We start from the raw sequence: 21961 nt of genomic DNA on the forward strand, positions 1-21961 counted from the left end.
CGTCGTCGCCGCGCGGTGCGCGGCTACTCGCCCATCGCCTCGATCAGCGACTTCGGGCGCATGTCCGTCCACGCCTCCTCGATGTGGGCCAGGCAGGCCGCCCGGCTCTCGGGGCCGAAGACGCGGGTCCAGCCCGCGGGGACGTCGGCGAACTCGGGCCAGAGCGAGTGCTGGCCCTCGTCGTTGACCAGCACGAGGAAGACGCCGTCCTGGTCGTCGAAGGGGTTCGTCATGGCGGGGTCCTCCCGGGAGTGGTGATCGGAACGGAGCTGTCGGGGACAACGGTGGCACGGGGCACGAGGTCGGTCACCGGCGCCTCGGGGGCGGCGGCGACGGCCTCGAGCAGCTGGGTCAGCTCACGCACGATGGCATCGGCCTCCCCGGGCGCGACCGCGCCAGGGAGGTGGTCGAGGCGCAGGCTCAGCGTCTCGTCGGCGGCGAACGCCACCAGCGTGAGCGGGTAGTGGGTCGCGTCGCGGCCCTCGGCGCCGGTCAGGCGCAGCCCCGACGCGGGCCTCGCCAGGGCGACGCGGTCCAGCGGGTAGTTCTCGAAGACCACATGGGTGTCGAACAACTCCCGCCGCCCGACGGCGCGTTGGATCTCGCTCAGCCCGATGTGGGAGTGCGGGAGCAGCCGGGCCTGCTCGTCGCGTATCCGGTGCAGCGTGGCCCGCACGGTCTCGGCGGGGTCGAGGCGCACCCGCACCGGCAGCGTGTTGATGAACAATCCGATCATCGACTCCATGCCGGGCAGCTCGGGCTGGCGCCCCGAGACGGTGGTGCCGAACACCACGTCGAGCGCGCGGCAGCGGCGGGCGAGCAGCAGGCCCCAGGCCACCTGGACCACGGTGTTGAGCGTGACGCCCTCGGCGCCCAGGCCGCGCAACGCCTTGGTCGCGGTGTCGGACAGCGACGCGCCCAGCGTGGTCGGGCCGCCCCGCTCCGGGACGGCCACGCCGGGCGCGGTCAGGCGCGGCGGCTCGCCCACGCCCGCGAGCGCGGCCCGCCACGCCGCGCGGGCCGCGCCCCGGTCGCGGGTGGCGAGCAGCGCGAGGTGGTCGCGGTACGGGGTGACCCGTTCGAGCGCGTCGGCCGCGCCGCCGTGGGCGTGCAGCGCGAGCAGCTCGCGGATCAGCAGGGGCGCGGACCAGCCGTCGAGCACCAGGTGGTGGTTGGTCAGCACGAGCCGGTGCTCCTCCGGGCCCCAGCGGGTGAGGGTGAAGCGGATCAGCGGCGGGCGGTCCACGGCGAAGCGGCGGCGCAGGTCGGCCAGGGCCAGCCGGTCGAAGACCCGCTCGCGGCGCGCGGGGGCGACCCGGGTGAGGTCGAGCTCGCGCCACCCGGGTGCGAGCGGCGCGGGGATGACCTGGACGGGGTGGCGCAGCCCCTCGTGGACGAACGCGGCCCGCACGTTGGGGTGGCGGGTGAGCAGGGCCGTGGCGGCGGCCCGCAGGGCGGCGGGGTCGAGGGGGCCGCCGAGCCGCAGCACGAACTGCGCCTGGTAGACGTCGGTCGCGGCCGGGGCGTAGAGCGCGTGGAAGAGCAGCCCCTCCTGGAGCGGGGTGAGCGGCAGCACGTCGTCGAGCCCCGGGTAGGCGCGTTCGAGGTGGCCGATCTCGCCCTGGTCGAGCCGGACGAGCGGCAGGTCGGAGGGGCTGCGGCCACCGGCGCCCCGCGTCCTGGCGTGCAGCGCGAGGGAGTCGAGCGCGGCGAACCACAGGTCGGCCAGCGCCCGCACCTCGGCCTCGGTGAACTGCCCTTCGGTCCAGGTGAGGACCGCGGAGAGCCGGGGGCCCGCCTCGCCGTCGAGGGTGACGGCGTTGATGTCGAGCGCGTGGGAGCCGAGGCGTTCGGGCGCGCGCCCCCGGCGTGCGACGGCGGGCTCGTCGGCGATGCCCCAGTCGACGCCGGGCCCCGCGGCGAGGCGGCCCAGGTAGTTGAAGCCGAGCGCGGGGGCGGCGGGGCCGAGGAGCCCCGGCGCGGGCTCGGGGTCGAGGTGGCGCAGGATCCCGTAGCCGATGCCCCGGTCGGGGACGGCCCGCAGCCGCTCCTTGACCCGGGTCAGGGCGTGCCCGAGGGCGGGCGCGGCGGTCCACACATCGGTCCACGCGCAGCCCGTGGGCGGCAGCCGCACCGGGTACAGGGCGGTCAGCCAGCCCACGGTCCTCGACAGGTCGGTGTCGGGCAGGTCGGGCCGCCCGTGGGACTCGAGGTCGAGCAGCAGCCCGCCGTTCGCGGGGCGCCCCCGGCGGCGGCGCCACTCCTCGACGGCGAGCGCGAGCCCGGTGAGCAGCACCGGCTCGACGCCGCAGTGGAACGCCGCGCCCACCTCGGTGAGCAGCGGCCTGGTCCGCCCCGGCGGCAGCGTGACGGCCAGCTCGCGCGCCGCGCCGGGGGCGCCCGGCGGGGGCGGGTCGGCGAGCGGCGGGTCGGGCTCGGCCAACGCCTCGGTCCACAGCGGTAGTTCGCCGCGGCGGCGGCCTTCGGCGCCCTGCGCGGCCAGGGTGCGCGCCCACGCGGGGAACGGGACGGGCGGCGGGGCGGGCTCGGGGGCGCGGCCCTCGGCGATGGCCAGGTCGGCGGCGGCCAGCTCGGGCAGCAGCACGCGCCAGGAGACGCCGTCGATCGCGAGGTGGTGGACGACGAGCAGCAGCCGCCCGTCGCGCTCGGGCCCGCGGTCGAGGAACGCCGCCGCGACCAGGCGCCCCGCGTCGGGGTCGAGGCGGTCGAGTGCCGCGTCGAGCGCGTCGCCGAGCAGCCCCGGCAGGTCGCCGTCGGGGCGGCCTTCGGCGGCGACGCGGGTGACGCGTCCTGCCACGGGGACCCGCTCGGCCGGTAGCGCGTCGAGGCGCCACTCCCCCGCGGTGGCGCGCAGCCGCAGGCGCAGCGCGGCGTGCCGTTCGACGAGCGCGCCGAGCGCCGCGGTGAGCCGTTCGACGGTGAGCCCCGCGGGGGTGCGCAGCACCATGTGCTGGGTGAACGAACGCCGGTCGCCGCCCTGTTCGAGCCACCAGCGGACGATCGGGGTGAGCGGCACGGGGCCTGAGCCCTCGTCGGGTCCTGCCGGGTCGGGGGCGTTCCTCGCGGCGCGGGCCTCGGCGCGCTCGGCGAGCCCGGCGACCGTGGGCGCGCGCAGGACGTCGTTGACGGTGATCCGCAGCCCGGCGTCGTGGGCGCGGCTGACGAGCTGGATGGCGATGATGCTGTCGCCGCCGGAGTCGTAGAAGCCGTCGTGGACGCCGATCGAGGGCAGCCGCAGCAGCTCGGCGAAGATGTCGCGCAGGACGCGCTCGCGCTCGGTGGTGGGCGCGGCGGGCTCATCGGCCCGCTCCTCCGGGGCGGCGCCGGGGGCGGGCGGGGCGGGGGCGGGCAGCGCGGCGCGGTCGGGCTTGCCGTTGCGGGTGAGCGGCACGCGGTCGAGCACGGCCCAGGCGGCGGGCACCATGTAGTCGGGGAGGGTCTCGGCGGCGTGGCGGCGCAGCGCGTCGAGGTCGACCTCCGCGCCATCGGCGGCCACCAGGTAGGCGACGAGGCGCTTCTCGCCTGGCCTGTCCTCGCGGACCACCACGACGGCCTGGCCGACGCCGCCGTGCCCGGCGAGCGCCGTGGCGACCTCGTCGGTCTCGATGCGGAAGCCGCGCAGCTTGACCTGCCCGTCGGCCCGGCCGCCGAACGCCAGCGTCCCGTCGGGCAGCCAGCGCGCCAGGTCGCCCGTCCGGTACATGCGGGCGCCCGGTGGCCCGAACGGGTCGGCCACGAACCGTTCCGCCGTCAGCGTCGGCCGCCCCAGATAGCCGCGGGCGACGCCGGTGCCCGCCAGGTACAGCTCGCCCGTCACCCCGGCGGGCACCGGCTGGAGCCCGGGGTCGAGGACATAGGCGCGCCCGCCGTCGAGGGGGCGGCCGATCGGGATGCCGCGCCGCGCGGCGGGCTCGGCGAGGTCGGCTTCGGTGACCCGGTGCCATGAGGCGGCCGTGGTCAGCTCGGCGGGGCCGTAGCCGTTGACGACCTGGACGCCGGGGCAGTGCCGTCGCACGGCGCGGACGGCGCGGGGCGGGACGACGTCGCCGCCGGTCCACACGGTGTCGAGGCCGCGCAGGCAGGTCGGGTCCTCCTCGGCGACGAGCTGGAAGAGACCGGCCGTCAGCCACAGGCCCGTGGGGCGGGTCTCGGCGACGAGGCGGCGCAGGGTGCGCAGGTCGAGGTCGCCGGGCGGGGCGATGACGACCTCGCCGCCGCCCAGGAGCGGCACCCACAGCTCCAACGTCGAGGCGTCGAACGAGTGCGGCGAGTGCATCACCATGCGGCGGGCGGTGGTGGGCTCGAAGCACGCGTCGTCGGCGAGGGCGAGGATGTCGCCGTGGGTGATGGCGACGCCCTTGGGGACGCCGGTGGAGCCCGAGGTGAAGATGGCGCAGGCGAGGCGTTCGGCCTGGACCTGGACGCGGGGTGGGGTGCCGGTGAACTCGGCGGCGGCGTCGGTGAGTTCGATGACGAGCGGGGCCCCTGGCGGCCTGGCCTCCTGGGCGATGCCCGGACCGACCACCAGCACCGCGGCCCGGGCCTCGGCGATGACGCGGGCCTGGCGGGCGCGGGGCGCGCGGGAGTCGAGCGGCACATAGCAGCCGCCGCTCCGCAGGACGGCGAGGGCGGTCACCGCGTAGGCGACGCCGCGTTCCATGAGCAGCGCCACCCGCGTCTCGGGGCCCACGCCAGCGGCGGCCAGGCGGGCGGCGAGCGCGTCGGCCCTGGCCACCAGCTCGGCATAGGTGAGCGTCTCGGCGTCCGAACGCAGCGCGACGGCGTGCGGCGTCCGGCGCGCATGCTCGGCGACGCGCTCGGGAACGCTGCGCGCGCCCCCGCGGGTGCCCCGCGGGGGTGTGGCGCCCCAGTGGGTCAACAGGCGTTCCCGCTCGGCCGGTTCGAGGATGTCGGCGCCGCGCACCGGGGTGTCGGGGGCGTCGGCGAGCAGTGTCAGCAGCCGGACCAGGCGGTCGCACAGCGCCCGGGCGGTGGCGGGCTCGAAGAGGCCGGTGCGGTATTCGAGCAGCCCGTCGAGGCCGAGGAACGTGCCGTCGGGGGCGCGGCGGTCATGGAGGCTGAACGCCAGGTCGCACTTGGCGGTGCCGGTGGCGACGGTGCCGATCTCGGCGCGCAGCCCGGGCAGTTCGAGGCGGTCGGGCGGGGGCGGGGTGACGACGAGCATCACCTGGAAGAGCGGCGAGCCGGTCTCGGGCCTGTGCGGCCGCACCGCCTCGACGACCAGCTCGAACGGCACGTCCTGGTGGGCGAACGCCGCCAGGTCGGCCGCGCGGACCCGGCCGAGCAGCTCGCGCAGCGTCGGGTCGCCCGAGGTGTCGGCGCGCAGCACCAGGGTGTTGACGAAGAAGCCGACCAGCGCGTCGAGTCGGGGCTCTGGGCGGTCGGACACGGCCGTGGCGACGGGGATGTCGGTGCCCGCGCCGAGGCGGGTGAGCAGCGCGGCGAGCGCGGTGTGGACGGCCATGAACAGGCTGGCGTGCTCGGCGGCGGCCAGCTCGGCCAGGCGCCGGTGCGGCCCCGCGGGGAGGGTGAACGTGACGGTGGCGCCCTCGTCGGTCGGCGGAGCGGCGTGGTCGAAGGGCAGCGCGATGCGGTCGGGCAGCCCTTCGAGGGCCAGGGTCCAGTGGGCGAGGCGGCGTTCGGTGTGCGGGGTGCGGGCGTCCTCGGTCCCGAAGGTCGCGCGCTGGTCGAGCGCGAAGTCGGCGTACTGCGATGGAAGTTGGGGGAGATCCCACGGGGTGCCGCGCAGCCTGGCGGCGTAGGCGGCGCCGAGATCGGCGGCGAGCGGGGCGAGCGAGGCGTGGTCGCACGCGATGTGGTGCAGCAGGAGCAGCAGGGTGCGTTCGCCGGTCTCGGTGGTGAACAGCTCGGCGCGCAACGGGGGTTCGCGGTCGAGCCGGAAGGCGTGGCGGGCGGCGGCGGCCAGCGCGGCGGGCAACTCGGCGGCGGCGACGGCCGTTTCGGCCAGGGCGGGGCGGCCCTCCGCCGGGGGGAGGATCCGCTGGTGGGGGTGTCCTTCCTCCTCGTGGATCACGGTGCGCAGGACCTCGTGGCGGTCGGTCAGGTCGCCGAGGGCGGCGGCGAGGACGGCCGGGTCGGGGGCGCCGTCGAGGCGCACGGTCAGCGGCACGTTGTAGGCGCGGTCGGCCCCGGCGTGGCGGTGCAGGAACCACAGGCGGCGCTGGCCGAACGACAGGGGCAGCGACGCGGGGCGCGCGCTTGGCCGTTCGGGGGCGCCGGGGGCGGGGGCGCGCGCGGCGAGGTGGGCGGCGAGCGCGGCGACCGTGGGGTGCTCGAAGACGTCGCGGACGTCGAGGTCGGCGTGGCCCGCGGCGCGCACCCTGGCGGCCAGGCGGGCGGCGCGCAGGCTGTCGCCGCCGAGGTCGAAGAAGCTGTCGTCGGGGCCGACGCGCCCGGTGCCCAGGAGGTCGGCACAGAGGGCGGCGAGCTGGCGTTCGAGCGGGGTGGTGAACGCGGTGGTGAACGCCGGGGCGGGCGCCCGCTCGGGCGCGGGGAGGGCGGCGCGGTCGAGCTTGCCGTTGGGGGTGAGCGGCAGGGCGTCCAGCGTCACCAGAAGGGCGGGGACGAGGTGCGCGGGCAGCCGCTCGCGCAGCCGGGCGCGCAGGCGTTGGGGCAGGTCATCGGCCGGGCTGGTGCCGTCGGGCACGACATGGCCGACGAGCCGCGGCTCGCCGCCCGCCGGGTCGGGCGCGGCGGTGACCGCGGCGGCGGCCACGCCGGGGGCGGCGAGCAGCGCGGCCTCGATCTCGCCCGGCTCGACGCGGTGGCCGCGGACGCTGAGCTGGTCGTCCACGCGGCCCAGGTACGCGAGGCCGTGGACGAGCCCGCCGTCCGGCGTCCACCGGGGCACCCAGCGGGCCAGGTCGCCCGAGCGGTAGAGGCGCGAGCCCGGCGGGCCGAAGGGGTCGGCCACGAACCTCCCCGCGGTCAGGGCGGGTTGGCCGAGGTAGCCGCGGGCGACGCCCTCGCCGCCGACATACAGCTCGCCCGTGACGCCTGGCGGCACCGGGCGCAGCAGGGCGTCGAGCACATGCACCCGGGCGCCGGGGAGCGCGGTGCCGATCGGGCTGCCGGGGCGTGCGGCGTCGCGGGGGCCTTCGGCGTCGCCGGGGCCTTCGGCGTCGCCCGGGGTGAGGTCAAGGCGCGTGGTGTGCACGGTGGTCTCGGTGATGCCGTACAGGTTGACGGCCGCGGGGGCGCGGTCGCCGTGCCGCGCGTGCCAGCCGCGCAGGGCCGATGGCGTGAGCTTTTCCCCGCCGAACAGCAGCCAGCGCAGGGCCAGTTGCCGCCCACGCCCGGAGTCTTCCGCGTCGGCGGCGTCGAGCGCGGCGAACGCGGAGGGCGTCTGGTTGAGCACCGTGACCCGCTCGGCGGCCAGCAGGTCGAGGAACGCCAGGGGCGAACGGGCCACATCGCGCGGGACGACCACGAGACGGCACCCGTGCGTCAGCGCGCCCCACAGCTCCCACACGGAGAAGTCGAAGGCGCACGAGTGGAAGAGCGTCCACACGTCGCCGGGCCCGAAGCCGAACTCCCGCGCCCCTTCGGTCAGCAGCGCCACCGGGCCGCGGTGCGGGACCACCACGCCCTTGGGGCGGCCCGTGGACCCCGAGGTGTGGATGACATAGGCGGCGTGCGCGGGCGTGAGCGGGGCGCGCCGGTCCGCGTCGGTGAGGTCGGCCATGGGATCGGGGGCGGCGTCGGGGGCGGCGTCGGGCTCGGCGTTGGGCTCGGCCAGCGCGGCGGCCAGCTCATCGGGCGTGAGCACCGAGACCGGGCGGGTGCCGTCCAGGATCAGCCGGACGCGTTCGGCGGGCCAGTCGGGGTCGATCGGCACGGCCGCCGCGCCCGACTTGGCGACGGCGAGCAGCGCGGTCACCAGGTCGGCGGAGCGCGGCAGCTGAACGGCGACGGCGCGCTCGGGCGCCGCGCCGCGCCTGACCAGGGCGCGGGCCAGGCGGTTGGCGCGGGCGTTGAGGTCGCGGTAGCGCAGGACCGTTCCGCCGAACGTGACGGCCGGGGCGTCGGGGAAGCGCGCGGCGGCGCGTTCGAAGAGGCCGGGCAGGGTGAGTCCGGTCTCCGCAGGGGCCGTTGGGCGGGCCACCAGGGCGCGGCGCTCGCCGCGCGACAGGTGCGGCAGGCGGCCCGCGGCCCTGTCGGGGTCCCCGGCGAGGGCGGCGAGCAGCCTGACGCAGCGGCGCGCCTCGGCCGCCGCCGCGCGGGCGTCGTGACGCGCCGGATCGGCGTCCACGTCGACGCGCAGGCCGCCGTGCCCCTCGTCCGGGTAGACGGTGAGGGACAGCTCGCGCACCGGGCCGATGGCGACGTTGCGCATCGCCATGGGCCGCCCGGCGAAGTCGCGGCCGTAGCCGAACGGCAGGACATTGACCGCGACGTCGTACAACTCCCGCCCGCCGCCCGTCAGTCCGAGGTCGCGCAGCAGGTCCTCGTGCCGGTACCTGCCGTGCGGCAGGACGGCCGCCAGCTCGTCGCGCGCCGCCCGCACCAGCTCCCCTGCCGCCCGCCCTGGGTGGAGGGGCAGCCGTAGCGGCAGGACGTTGGACGCGGTTCCCGCGGCCAGCCGGGCCGCCGCGCGGTCGCGGCCCGCGACCGGGAGCCCGAGCACCACCTCGGAGCCGCCGCCCGCGCGCGCGTGCGCGAGCAGCGCCCCCGCGGCCGTGACCGCGTCGGGCCAGTGGGCGCCGAGGCGGCGCGCGGTCGCCCGCAGCGCGGCAAGGCCAGCCGCGGGGAGGCGCGCGGTGCCGCGCGCGGCGAGCCCGCCCCCGGCGGAAGCCGCCGACGGCGTGAGCCCCTCGACCCTGGCGTGCCAGAACGCGCGGTCATCGGCGAGGGCGGGCGACGAGCGGTACGCGCGCTCGGCGGCCAGCAGCGCGTCCGGCGGGTGGGGTGACGGCGTCGGCCGCTCGCCCCGTTCGAGCGCGGCGTAGAGCCTGGCGACGCGGCGGGTCAGCAGCGCGCTGCCGACGCCGTCGAGCACCAGGTGGTGACAGGCCAGGTGCCACACGTACCGCGCGTCGGCGAGCCGCAGCAGGGCGGTGCGGAACGGCGGCCCCGCGGCCAGGTCGAACGGGCGCGCCACGTCGGCGCGCGACCACGCCATCGCGGCCGCGGCGGGGAACGGCTCGCCGCGCAGGTCCACCACGTCGAGGCGCCACGGCGGCAGCGGCCCGTCCCACTGCCGCGGCTCGCCTTCGCCCTCCCCCGCGGAGCCCACCACCGAGCCCGCCGCGGAGCCCGCCACCGGGTCCAGCGCGAACCTGGCCCGCAGCGGCCCGGTCTCGGCGACCGCGGCGGCGAACGCCGCCTCGAAGAGCCCCGCGTCGAGCGGCCCTCGGATGTCGAGGGCCACGCCCACGTGGTAACGCCCCGGCGCGGCGAGCCTTGAGCCCACCCAGATGCCGCGCTGCGCCGTCGTCAGCGGCAGCGGCCCGGTCACCGGGGGACGCCCGGCACCGTGTCATGGGCGCGCAGCGCGGGGGCGAGCAGCTCGCCGATCTCGGCGAGCGGCCCCGGCCTGCCCATCTCGGCGTGCCTGCTGTCCACCGCGCGCACATCCGGCTTGCCGCCGTCGACATAGGGGCCCCACTGCTCGGCGGCCACCTCGGGCGAGGTCTCGAGGGCGGTGAAGACCAGCAGGTCGCCGCTGTAGCGGGAGGGGACGTGGTCGCGGGCGATGACGGCGTTGTTGGTGTAGACGCGGCAGATGGTCTGGATCATCTCCTCGTCGAACGTGGCCAGCAGGCCCGTGTGTTCGCGGGCGATCTCGAGGAAGCGGGGGTAGGTCAGCTCCTCGTCCGCCCACAGGGCCGGGTCGTAGCCGAAGAAGTCGAGGACCGTGCGCATCACATGGTCGGGCCCGAAGACGACCGCGGGCCGCTCGGCGCCGTTCCCGCCCCCGTGGTCCGCAGTGCCACCACCGGAAGGGCGCGGCGACGGCACCGCGTCCAACACGGCGAGCAGGCCGACCCGTTCGCCCGCGCGCTGGAGCTGCACGGCCATCTCGTGCGCCACGAGGCCGCCGAACGACCAGCCGAGCAGGTGGTAGGGGCCGGTGGGCCGCACGGTGCGCAGTCGGGCGACATAGTCGGCGGCCATCTCGGCGATCGACCCCGGCAGCACGCGCGAGCCGTCGAGGCCGCGCGCCTGGAGCCCGTACACCGGCTGGTCGGCGCCGAGCGGCCCGGTGAGACCCGCGTAGGACCACGCGATCCCGGCCGCCGGGTGCACACAGAACAGCGGCGGGCGCGCGCCCTCGTCACGCAGCGGCAGCAGCACCCCGGTGCCGCCGCCGAGGGCGGGCGCCTGGGGCTCGGCGCCGCGTTCGGCCACGGCCTCCGCGGCGTCCGTCTCGGCGGGCGCGTCGGTGGAGCGCACAGCGGCGAGCGGGCGGTGCGCCTCCTGCGCGGTGCGCGTCAGCAGCGCAAGGAACCGCTCGGCGAGGTCGCCCGCGCGCTCGGCCGTGACCAGGTGCGGCCGGTATTCGACCTGGAGGTGCAGGACGTCGCCGCGGTGGCTGAGGACGAGGCCGAGCGGGTAGTGCTGCCGGTCGTCGCCGAACGCCCTGGTCACCCGGAGCCCCGGCACGGGCTCCTCGAACGTCCGTGCCTCGAACGGGTAGTTGGCGAACGACATCATCGTGTCGAACGTGTCGCCGCTGTCCGTGATGCGCCGGATGTCGGTGAGGCTGATGTGCTGGTAGGGCATGAGCGCGGCCTGCTCCGCCTGCAACCTCACGAAGAGGTCACTCAGCGACTCGTCGGGGTCGAGCCGCACCCGGGTCGGCACGGTGTTGATGAAGAGGCCCACCATCCGCTCCACGGCGGGCAGCTCGGCGGGGCGCCCCGAGACGACGGTGCCGAACACGACGTCACGCTGGCCCGTCTCCTCGGCGAGCACGATCGACCAGCACGCCTGGAGCACGGTCGCCACGGTCACGCCGTGCCGCCGCGCGGTGTCCACGAGCGGCCTTGTCACCTCCTCGCCGAGGCCGAACCGCAGGTGCTGCGACTGCAACGGCTCGCCCGGCTCGGGGTCGCCGAGCCGCGTGCTGGTCACCCCGGCGAGCGCGGTGCGCCAGGCCGACTCGGCGGCCCGCTCGTCCACCCGGGACAGCCAGCCCAGATACTCGCGGAACGGCGTGCCCGCGGGCAGCCCGTGCGGCGTTCCGGTCACGATCGCGCCGTAGTGGGCGAAAAGCTCCTGGAGAACGATCGGCAACGACCAGCCGTCGAGCAGGATGTGATGCGTCGAGAGCACCAGGCGGCACCGCCCGTCGCCGAGGCGGATCAGCAGCAGCCGCAGCAACGGGGGTCGCACGGGGTCGTAGGGCCGGGCGCGCTCCCCCGCCACGATGCGTTCGGCCTCGCTCTCCCGCTGGTCCTCCGGCAGCCCGCTCAGGTCCACCTCGTCGAGCGGCGCCTCGACGCCGGGCCGCAGGATCTGCACCGGCTGGGGCAGCCCGGTGTGGACGAACGCGGCGCCGAGGTTGCGGTGCCGGTCCAGCAGGGCGCGTCCCGCGGCGCGCATCGCGTCGGCGTCGAGATCGCCGTCGAGCTCCAGCCAGAACTGCACGGTGTAGAGCGAGTGCGGCGCGTCGCCCGGGTCGCCGTCCTCCGAGGCGTTCAACGCGCCGAGCAGCAGGTGGTAGAGCATGCCCTGCTGGAGCGAGGAGACCGGCAGGATCTCGTCCAGGCCCGGGTGTTCGCGCTCCAGCCACTCGATGTGCCCCTGGTCGAGGCCGACCAGCGGGAAGTCGGACGGCGTGCGGCCCCCGGCCCCCGGCTCGACGGCGTGCGCGGCCAGCGCGTCGAGCGTCTCGAACCACGCCTCGATCAGCCGGTCGACCAGCGGGTCGTCGACGGCCCCCGCCGCCCAGGAGAACCCGATGCGCAGCCCGGTGCCGTCCGCGCCGTCCTCGGTCAGGGCGTTGATCGACAGCGGGTGGTCGAGCGGCATGTCCGCGTCGGCGCCCGCCGTCATCCCGGTCTCGGGCGCGGGCGACCAGTCCTCGTCGCCGTGGTCGGCGGGCAGCAGGAAGCGGCCGAAGTAGTTGAACCCGATGTGCCGCGGCTCGGCGGCGGCCAGCGCGGGCCCGGTCTCGGGGTTGAGGTGGCGGAGCATGCCGAAGCCGATGCCCTTGTCGGGGATCTCGCGCAGCTGCTCCTTCACCCGCCGCAGGGCGCGGCCGAGCTCGACGCCCTTCGGCGGCGCGTCGGCGGCGAGCGGGGCGCCGGGGGCGAGGCGGACCGGGTACATGCTGGTGAACCAGCCGACGGTGCGCGACAGATCGGCGCCTGGCACGACCGGCTCGCGGCCGTGGCCCTCGACGTCGATCACCACGTCGTCCGAGGTGCCGAGGCAGCGCTGGACGGCGAGGGCGAGCGCGGTCAGCAGCACATCGTTGATCTCGCAGTGGAACGTGGCGGGGATGGTGGTGAAGAGGTGCCGCGCCCGTTCCGCGCCGTAGACCACGGTGCGCGACCGTGACCGGCCCGTGGTGTCGCGCGCGGTGTCGAGGGGGCGCTTGGCCAGGCGGGGCCCCGGCACGGCCAACATCCGCTCCCACAGGGGGAGTTCGGCGAGGCGCTCGGGGGAGCGCGCCTGCTCGTTCAGGGCGCGGCTCCAGTGGCGCAGCGACGTCTCGACCGGGCGCAGGCGCGGGCGGCGCCCCTCGGCGGCGTCCTGGTAGGCGCCCACCAGGTCGGGCACGACGATGCGCCACGAAACGCCGTCGCAGGCCAGGTGGTTGGCCATGAACAGCAGCCGCCCCGGCTCCGAGGGCCCCGCGTCGAACCACACGACGCGCACCATCCGGCCCGCGCGCACATCCAGCTCCTCCTTGGCGCGGTTGACCTCACGGGCCAGCACGCGCCCCAGGTCGTCGCCCGTGGCGCCCTCGGTCGGCACCCGGCGCACACACGAGGCGGCGGACACCGCGCCCGTGGGCCTGACGTCGAGCGACCAGCCGGTCGGCGAGCGGTCGAGGCGCAGCCTGAACGCGTCGTGGTGGTCGATCAACGCCTGCGCGGCGGCGGTCAGCCACTCCAGGCGCAGGCCGCCGGGCACGCGCAGCAGCACGGCCTGGTGGAAGCCGTCGATGGGCCCGCCCTGGTCGCGCAGCCAGTGCACGATCGGGGTGAGCGGCACGTCGCCGACGGCGGCGACGTCGGTGCCCGTGGTCCGCTGGGTGGTCTCCCTGGCCGCCTGGGCGAGCGCCTGGACCGTCTTGTGCTCGAAGACGTCCTGCGGGGTGAGGACGAGGCCCGACTGCCGCAGGCGGCTGACCAGTTGGATGGACATGATGCTGTCGCCGCCGAGGTCGAAGAAGCTCTGGTCGCGCGGCACGTCGGCGGCGCGCAGGACCTCGGCGAACGCGGCGGCGACCACGTCCTCGCGCGCCTGGGGCTCCTCGGCGGCCTGTTGCCGCTCCTGGACGACAGGCGCGGGCCGTTCGACGACGGGCGCGGGCCGTTCGACGACGGGGGTCGAACGTTCAACGGCCGCCGCGGGCACGGGAGTCGGCGCCGGGGACGCCGGGGCTTCGAGGGCGGCGGGGTCGGTGTCGCGGGCCAGCTTGCCGCTCGGGGTGCGGGGCAGCGCGGCCGTCGGGCGGATCTCGGCGGGGACCAGATGGGCGGGGAGGCGTTCGGCGAGCCAGGCCCGCAGCGCGCCCTGCTCGGGCGGCGCCGCGCCGTCCGCGGTGACCGCCCAGGCGATCAGCCGCGCGTCCCCCGCGTGGTCGCCCCGGACACCCGCCATCGCCTCGGCGACCGCGGGGTGCCGGGCGAGCGCGGTCTCGATCTCGCCCAGCTCGACGCGGAAGCCGTTGATCTTGACCTGGGCGTCCACCCGGCCCAGGAAGTCGAGTTGGCCGTCCGCGCGCCAGCGGACCAGGTCGCCTGTCCGGTACATGCGCGACCCCGGAGGCCCGAACGGGTCGGCGGGGAAGCGCTCGGCGGTCAGCCCTGGCCGCCCCAGATAGCCGCGGGCGATCCCCTCCCCGGCCAGGTACAGCTCCCCTGGCCGCCCCGGCTCCACGGGTCTGAGCGCGCCGTCGAGCACGCGGACCGCGACATGGTCGAGCGGGCGCCCGATGGGCGGCGCCCCCTCCGTGCCCTCCTCACAGGCCCGCCACGCGGTGGCGTAGACGGTGGCCTCGGTCGGTCCGTAGACGTTGAGCAGCCGCGTGCCCGGCATCGTCGTGGTCACCCGGGCGACGAGCGAGGCGGGCAGCGCCTCCCCCGCCATGGCCAGCGTCCGCGCCGACAGGTCGAGGTCGGTGCGTTCGAGCAGCTTGCCGAGCACCGAGGGGATCGCGCACACCAGGCCGCCCGACCAGCGCGGCGGCTCGTCGTCGAGCAGCGACAGGAGGTTGCCGACGACCTCGACCGTGCCCCCGTTGGCCAGCGGTGCGAACACTTCGGCCACCGAGACGTCGAAGCTGAACGACGTGGCCGCGAGGCTGTGCGCGAGCGCCGCCGCGCCCAGCTCGGCCTCGGCCCACTCGAGCAGCGGCGGAACGTTGCGGTGCGGGACGACGACGCCCTTGGGCGTGCCCGTCGAACCCGACGTGAAGATGACATAGGCGGGGTGCCCTGGCAGCAGCGGGGCGTGGCGCTCGGCGTCGGCGACGTCGTGCGCGGCGGTCGCCGCGAGCTCGGCGGCGACGGGCGCGTCGTCGAGGACGACGACGGCGCCGCGCGCGTCGCCCAGGTCGCGGGCCGCGCCCGCCGCGTCGGTGACCAGGCACGAGGGCCGGGCGTCGCCGATCATGAAGCGCAGCCGCTCGGCCGGGTAGGCCGGGTCCAACGGCAGGTACGCCGCACCGGACTTGAGGACGGCCAGCATCGCCACGAGCGCGTCGGCCGAGCGCGGCAGCAGCAGCCCGACCACGCGCTCGGGCCCCGCGCCGCGGCTGATCAGCAGCCGGGCCAGGCGGTTGGCGCGCTCGTGCAGCTCGCGGTAGGTCAGGCGCCCCGCGCGGTCCCGCACGGCGATCGCGTCGGGGGTCCGCCGCGCGGCGGCGTCGAGGACGGCGGTCAGCGTGCCGGGGGCCGAACGCCGCGGCGCGGGCCCGCCCCAGGCGCGGACGGCGGCCGACTCCCCGGCGCTCAGCAGGTCCAACGCGCCCACCGTGCGCCCAGGGGCGGCGACAGCGGCGGCCAGCAGGGTGCGGAAACGCCGGGCGTGCGCGTCGAGGGCCGCGCGCGGGTACCGTGCGGCGGGCCCGGCGACCAGGACGCGCGTGCCGCCCTGGTCCTCCTCGATCACGATCCGCACGACATCGGCGGCGTCGGGGGCGTCGGCGGCCGCTTCCGCGCCCACGCGGCGGGCGACGGCCTGGCACGCGCCGAACCGCAGCGGCGACACGGGCTCGCGCACATCCGCGACGGTGCCGTAGAGGCGGGCGTCGGGCCCGGTGAGGCCGAGCTCGCGGCACACCTCGGCGTGCCGGAACCGCTGGTGCCGCCGGGCCCTGCGCGCCTCGACGCCGACCTGCCGCACGAGCGCGGCGAACGGCGTTCCCTGGCCGACGTCGAGGCGCAGCGCGGCGACGTCCTCGGCGGCGGCCGGGGTGCGCTGCGCGCCCCGCCAGGGGCGGCCGTCCACCGGCAGGCCGAGTACCACGTCGCGGGCGCCGGTCATCCGGTGCAGATAGGCGGCGACGGCGGCGAGCAGGACGGCGCGCGGGTGGGCGCCGCAGTAACGGGCCGAGGCGCGCACCCGGTCGGCGTCGGCGGCGTCGAGCGCGACGGGCGCGGAGACCGTTGTCCCTGTCACGCCGTCGGCCGCGCCGTCGGGGGCGCCGTCGGGGGCCGGGAGCGCGAGCGGCTCGGGGCGGTCGGCGAAGCGCTCGCGCCAGTACGCCGCGTCCGCCTCGCGCTCGGGCGAGGCCGGGTACGCGTCGAGGGCGGCGGTGAACCGTTCCAGCGGCTCGAGGGCGCCGTCCTCGGCCGACGCGCCCTCGATCAGCGCCGTGTAGACCTCGGCGGCGCGGCGGCTGACCAGGGCGGCGCCGAACGCGTCGAGCGCGGCGCGCGGGTGCCGGTGGAACCACCTGTGGTGGTCGGGGCCGAGCCGCAGGAGCGCCTGCGCGGACCGCGTGTGCCGTTCGTCCGAGGCGAGTTCGGCCCGGGTCCAGGCCTCGGCCGCCGCGGCGGGGTCGGCCTCGCCCTCGAGGTCCACCAGGGTGAGCGGCAGCCCGCCGCCCTCGGTGAACGCGGGCGCCCCTGTCGCCTCTCCTGTGGCGCGCAGCCGCACGGCCGCCGCCTCGTCGACGACCCGGCGGATCGCGTCCTGCAACACGGTCACATCCACCGGCCCGTGGATGTCCACGACCTCGGCGACGGGGTGCTCAGACATGGCTGCCAGCTCCTTCGGACCGGGACCGGTCGGCGGCTCGGGGGCTCGGGTAGGGGTGGAAGCCTCGGCCCGTCTTGCGGCCGAGGCTGCCGTCGGCGACCAGCCGCGCCAGCAGCGGCGTCGGCGTGAAGCGCTCGTCGCCGGTGTGCTCGCGCAGCACCACGAGCGTGTCGATGACGGTGTCGAGGCCGATGAGGTCGGCCGTCCGCAGCGGGCCCGTGGGGTGCCCGAAGCAGTCCTGGAAGACGCGGTCGACGGTGTCCGCGTCGGCGGTGCCCGCGGCCACGACGGCGGCGGCCTCGTTGACCGTCAGCATCAGGACGCGGTTGCTGACGAAGCCGGGGCCGTCGCCGACCACGATCGCCTTCTTGCCGAGACCGGCGAGGAGGCCGACCGTCAGCGCCAGGGTGCCGTCGGACGTGTGCGGTGACCTGATGACCTCGACGGTGTCCTTGAGGGGCGCGGGGTTCATGAAGTGGGTGCCGATGACGCGCGAGGGCCGCGCGGTGAACGAGCCGAGGCGGGCGATCGGGATGGCCGACGTGCACGAGGCGAACGCCGCCTCGGGCGGGCACACCCGGTCCAGCTCGCGCAGCACCTCCTCCTTGACCGGCAGCCGCTCGGGGCCGCACTCCACCACGAAGCCGACCCCGGAGAGCGCGGACGGCTTCTCCGCCCAGGTCACCCGCTCCTCGACCGGGCCCACGGCGCTCCGGCGCAGCAGGCGGGCGGCGCGCACCCCGGCGCGCAGGCGCTCGGGCCCGGCCGCGCGCGCCGCGGGGTCGGGGTCGACCACGACCACGGGGTGCCCCGCCGCGGCGAAGCACTGGGCCACGCCGGTCCCCATGGTCCCGGCGCCGACGACGCCGACCGGCAGCCCTGTCGTGTCAAGCGGCTCACTGTCCTTGCTCTCGGCCACGCGTGGGCCTCCCTCCCGGTCGGTGCGGTGACGGTCGGTCGACTGATCCCCAGGGTCAGTCGGTGAACGTGTCAGTCGGTGAACGAGGTGACGGCGGCGTGTGCCAGGGCGATCAGGTCGTCGGCCAGGGCCACCGCGGTCGCCTCGTCGAACAGCTCGGTCCTGTACTCGACGGCGAGCTCGCCATCGGCGACGCTCCAGTGCAGCTCGGGCGGCGGGCCCCCGCCCCTCACCGCGCCGCCGCCGTGGTCCACGGTGATGTCGAACGCCGGTGGCCCGCCCGGGAGTCGCGCCGCCCTCGCGTCGGCGCGCAGCCGGGCGATCCGCTCGCTCAGCGCGGTGAGCGACGGCTCGTCGGCGACGTCGATCACCAGCGGCAGCGGCCCGCCGGGGTCCCCGACGAGGCCGAGCAGCAGCGCGTCGGCCTCGGCGCGGTCGGTCAGCAGGGTGGCGAGCGCGGCGAGCAGCCCGTCGCGGCCGAGCGCCGCGGCGAGATCCGCGGGGAACGGGACCGCGTGGCGCCCCACCGCGCCCTCGCCGCCGCCCTGGGGGCGAGGCCGGTCGGTCGGCAGCGCGAACGGCCCGATACCGCCGAGGAGTTCACGCCAGCGCGCGTCCGCGCCCGGGTGCCGCGCGGTGGGCCGCCCCGGCAGCGCGGAGAGCGGCGGGTCCGTCTCGCCCGTGGCCGCCCACAGCAGGTCGAGCAGCGAGTCCATCATGGCCGCGATCGTGTCCCGCTCGAACAGCTGCGTGCTGTACTCGACCACGACGTCCAGGTCGTCGGCGCCCGCGCGCTCCCCGACCACCACCGAGATGTCGAACTTGGCGGTGCCGGGCGGGAGTCCGGGGAAGAGCGGCCCGCCCTCCTCGTCCACGGCCGGGCCGAACAGGCTCTCGCCGAACACGAAGTGCGGCGGCAGCGTCTGGTGCACGTACATGACGTCGAAGATCGGGTTCCTGCCGGGGTCGCGGCGCGGGGCGACCTCGCGCACGACCGCGTCGAAGGGGATCTCCTGGTTCTCCAGGCCCTCGATGACGGTGGTGCGCACACGCCGCAGGACCTGGGCGAACGTCGGGTCGCCCGAGAGGTCGGAGCGCAGCGCGATCGTGTTGTTGAAGAAGCCGAGCAGGCCCCACAGTTCGGGCCGGGTGCGGCCGATGGTGGGGGTGCCGATCACGATGTCGTCCTGGCCCGACCAGCGGGAGAGCAGCGCGTTGAGCCCGGTGAGCAGCACCATGAAGAGGGTGGCCGACTCGCGCGCGCCCAACGCCCGCAGCCGCGTGACCAGTTCGGGCGGGATGGTCAGGCCGTGGGCGGCGCCCGCGAAGTCCATGCGGGCGGCGCGCGGCCGGTCGGTGGGCAGCTCGAGGGCGGGCGGGTCGTTCAAGTGCTCGCTCCAGTAGCGGAGTTCGCCCTCCAATAGCCCGTTGTCCATCAACTCCCGCTGCCACAGGGCGTAGTCGCGGTACTGCACGGGCAGCGGGTCGAACCGGTGCACGCGGCCCTCGCAGCGCGCCGCGTAGAACCGCATCAGCTCGCCCATGAGGATCTGCGGCGCCCAGCCGTCGTTCACCGCGTGGTGGGTCAGCCAGCAGAAGAGGTGGTCGTCGGGGGCGAGGCGGATCAGGGTGACGCGGACGAGCGGGTCGCGTTCGACGTGCAGGACGCGTTCGGACTCCACGCGGATGATCGCGCGCGCCGTGTGCTCGGCGTCGGGCTGCCCGGTCAGGTCCTCGTAGCGGAAGAAGTCGCCGAGCCCTGGCCGGATGACCAGGGTGGCCCGGCCGTCCACCGCCACGAAGTTCGACCGCAGCGCCTCGTGGCGCTCGGCCAGGTCCTCCCAGGCGAGGCGCATCGCCTCGGGGTCGATCGGGCCGTGGTGGCGGGCGGCGCCCGGGAGGTTGTAGAGGGTGGTCGCGGGGTCCATCTGGTGGTGGAACCACATGCGTTCCTGGCCGTAGGAGAGCACGGGCTCGCCGCCGCGGCGGATGGGCGGCAGGGCGGCGTCGCCGGTCGCCGCGGGGGCCCGCGCGGGAGCCTCGGCGGCCTCGGGGGCGCCGGTCGCCGCGGTCGCGGGCAGCTTGGCCGAGATGGCGGCGGCCAGGTCGGCCACGACGGAGTGGTCGTAGACGTCGACCATCCGCAGGCTGACGCCGTACCGCTGCTCGACCCGCTCGAGGAGCAGCAGGGCGATGATCGAGTTGCCGTTGATGGCGAAGTAGTCGTCGTCGGGCGCGACATCGTCGGCGTAGAGCAGCTCGGCGAGGGACCGCCGCAGCCAGGGCAGCACGTCGTCGCCGACCGGCCCGGGCCGGGGCTGGGGCTGGGCCTCGGGCTCCTGCTCGGGGGCCGACTCCGGCTCGGCGACGGCGGGTTGAACGGGGGCCTGCTCAACGGGCGGCGGCGCGGCGGGCGTTGCGGCAGGCGGGAGAGCGGGCGGCGCGGTCAGGATCTCGCCGTCGGGGCGGGCCCAGCAGCGCACGCCGCTGAACGGGTGCCCCGGCAGCGGAACGCGCCGCGCCGCCGGGGTCAGCGCCTCCCAGTCGGGGTCGAGCCCCAGCTCGTACAGCCGCGCCAGCACCCCGAGCACGCCGTCGGTGCCGGGCGCCGCGGTGAGCACCGTGGCGCCCGCGCGGCCCGCCACGTGGTCGGCGAGCAGGTCGCTCAGCTCGCCACGGGCGCCGAGCTCCACGAACACCACGGGCCCGGCGGCCAGTTGCTCGTCCGCGGCGGCGCGCAGCCGCTCGGGCCTCAGCGGCGCGCCAGGCCCCGAAGCGGCGGCGAGCTCCGCGGTGTCATCGGCGGTCAGCGCGCCGTTCAGGTGGCGGACCGCGTAGCGGGAGAGGCCCGAGCTGATCAGCCCGTCCGCCGCGATCCCGGCGCGCCCGAGCGCGGCGTGCGCGGCCAACTGCCCGCGCACCGCGCCCGCGTGGGCCTCCGGCACCGGGAGCGCGGCGGGCAGCGGCGCCGACTCGCCGACGCCCGCGGGGGGTTGGGCGTCCCCCGAGAGCAGGAACACCACGCGCGGCGCGGGCCCCGCGGGCCCGGGCCGCGCCCCGTCGAGGCGCCGCCAGGTGACCGCGGCGGCGAGGCCGACGGCGAGGTCCCTGGTCCGGCTGGCCACCACGCCCACGCGGTGGGTGTGGTGGTCGCGGCCCGCGTTGAGCGTCCAGGCCACATCGGCCAACGCCGGTCCTCCGTCGCGGAGTTCGACCGACAGGCGCTCGCAGAGCGCCACCAGCTCCGCCTCGCCGCGGGCCGAGACGCCGACCGCGAGGGGCCGCCCGTCGGGCGGCGCGACGGGCGCGGGCGGCGGCTCCTCGACGACCACGTGCGCGTTGACGCCGCCGAGGCTGAACGAGCTGACCCCGGCCCGCCGTACGCCATCGGGCCGCCAGGGCCGCAGCGCGGCGACCACGTCGAGGCGCGCCCCTTCCAGGTCCACCTCGGCGGCGGGCCGCCTGAAGTGCAGCGTCGGGTACAGCTCGCCGTGCCGCACGCTGAGGATCGTCTTGACCAGGCCCGCGATGCCCGCGGCGTGGTCGAGGTGGCCCACGTTGGTCTTCACCGAGCCGACCGCGAGCGGGCGCCGCTCCCCCGGGCGCGCCAGCGCCAGGCCCTCGACCTCGACGGCGTCGCCGAGCCTGGTGCCCGAGCCGTGCGCCTCCACATAGCCCGCGGTGGCGATGTCGAGGCCCGCGCGGTCCCACGCGCGCCTGATGACGTCGGCCTGGGCGCGGGCGCTCGGCGTGGCGATCGTGGCGGAGTGGCGGCCGTTGTGCGCGGTGGCGCTGCCGCGCAGCACGGCGTGGATGAACGCGCCCTCGTCCAGGGCCCGTTCGAGGGTGGTCAGCAGCAGCACCGCGCCGCCCTCGCCGCCGCCCGCGCCGTCGGCGGCCTCGTCGAACGCGCGGGAGCGCGCGGTGGGCGACGCGATGCCGGGGAAGTCGGCGACCGAGGCGGCGGGGGCGATGACATGGCGCAGGCTGACGCCGCCGACCACGGCGTAGTCGGCGTCGCCGTCGCGCAGCTCGCGGCAGCCCTGGTGGACGGCGACGAGCGAGCCGTTGCAGCCGGTGTCCACGCCGTAGCAGGGGCCGTTGAGCCCGAAGAGGTGGGCGATGCGGGCGGGCAGGGCGAACGGGATGTTGCCCATCAGGCTCAACGTGCCGGGCTCGGTGACCAGCGGCAGATAGCCGTTGCTCGGCGAGCTGAAGATCACCGCGGTCGTGCTGTCGCGCAGCGCCGACGGCGCGTGACCCGCGTTCTCCATGGCCTCCTGGGTGAGGTGCAGCGCGAGCCGGTGCTGGGGGTCGGTGACCTCGGCCTCGCGCCGTGACAGGCCGAAGAACTCGTGGTCGAAGAGGTCGATCCGGTCCAGATAGCCCAACTCGGGGTAGACGCCCGCGGGATCGAGCCCGGTCGACTCCACGCGTGCGGCGGGGATCGGCCGCACGGAGTCGCGGCCCGCGCGCAGGTTGGCGCGGAACGCGGCCAGGTCGGGGGCCTCGGGGAAGCGCGTGGCGACGCCGATGACCGCGACGGCGGCGGCCTGGCCTGTACCAGTCATGGGAGCACTCCGTTCATGCGGCGTT

At 76.8% G+C, this 21961-nt stretch carries 5 protein-coding genes; all 5 read right to left on the reverse strand.

Annotation, left to right across the window (positions count from 1 at the left end; translation table 11 throughout):
- Nucleotides 1-23: 23 nt before the first annotated feature.
- A complete protein-coding gene (locus D7318_RS09185; RefSeq protein ID WP_120696370.1) occupies nucleotides 24-233 on the reverse strand; it encodes an MbtH family protein in 210 nt (69 codons plus the stop codon).
- Nucleotides 230-9520 carry a non-ribosomal peptide synthetase gene (locus tag D7318_RS09190; protein ID WP_120696371.1) on the reverse strand — a complete coding sequence of 3097 codons (9291 nt, stop codon included), beginning with the start codon at nucleotides 9518-9520 and terminating at the stop codon, nucleotides 230-232. Before D7318_RS09190 ends, D7318_RS09185 begins: the two co-directional genes overlap by 4 nt.
- Nucleotides 9517-16446: a non-ribosomal peptide synthetase gene (locus D7318_RS09195; protein WP_120696372.1), complete on the reverse strand. Its 6930-nt coding sequence runs from the start codon at nucleotides 16444-16446 to the stop codon at nucleotides 9517-9519. Before D7318_RS09195 ends, D7318_RS09190 begins: the two co-directional genes overlap by 4 nt.
- Nucleotides 16439-17365, reverse strand: coding sequence for a 3-hydroxyacyl-CoA dehydrogenase family protein (locus tag D7318_RS09200; RefSeq protein ID WP_268987335.1), 927 nt, complete (start codon nucleotides 17363-17365; stop codon nucleotides 16439-16441). The genes D7318_RS09195 and D7318_RS09200 overlap by 8 nt, the downstream gene beginning before the upstream one ends.
- Nucleotides 17366-17436: 71 nt before the next feature.
- Nucleotides 17437-21936: a condensation domain-containing protein gene (locus D7318_RS09205; RefSeq protein WP_120696373.1), complete on the reverse strand. Its 4500-nt coding sequence runs from the start codon at nucleotides 21934-21936 to the stop codon at nucleotides 17437-17439.
- Nucleotides 21937-21961 lie beyond the last annotated feature (25 nt).

Origin of the sequence: Streptomyces radicis, from assembly GCF_003626575.1 — a bacterium.
GTDB classification, from domain to species: Bacteria; Actinomycetota; Actinomycetes; order Streptomycetales; family Streptomycetaceae; genus Streptomyces; species Streptomyces radicis.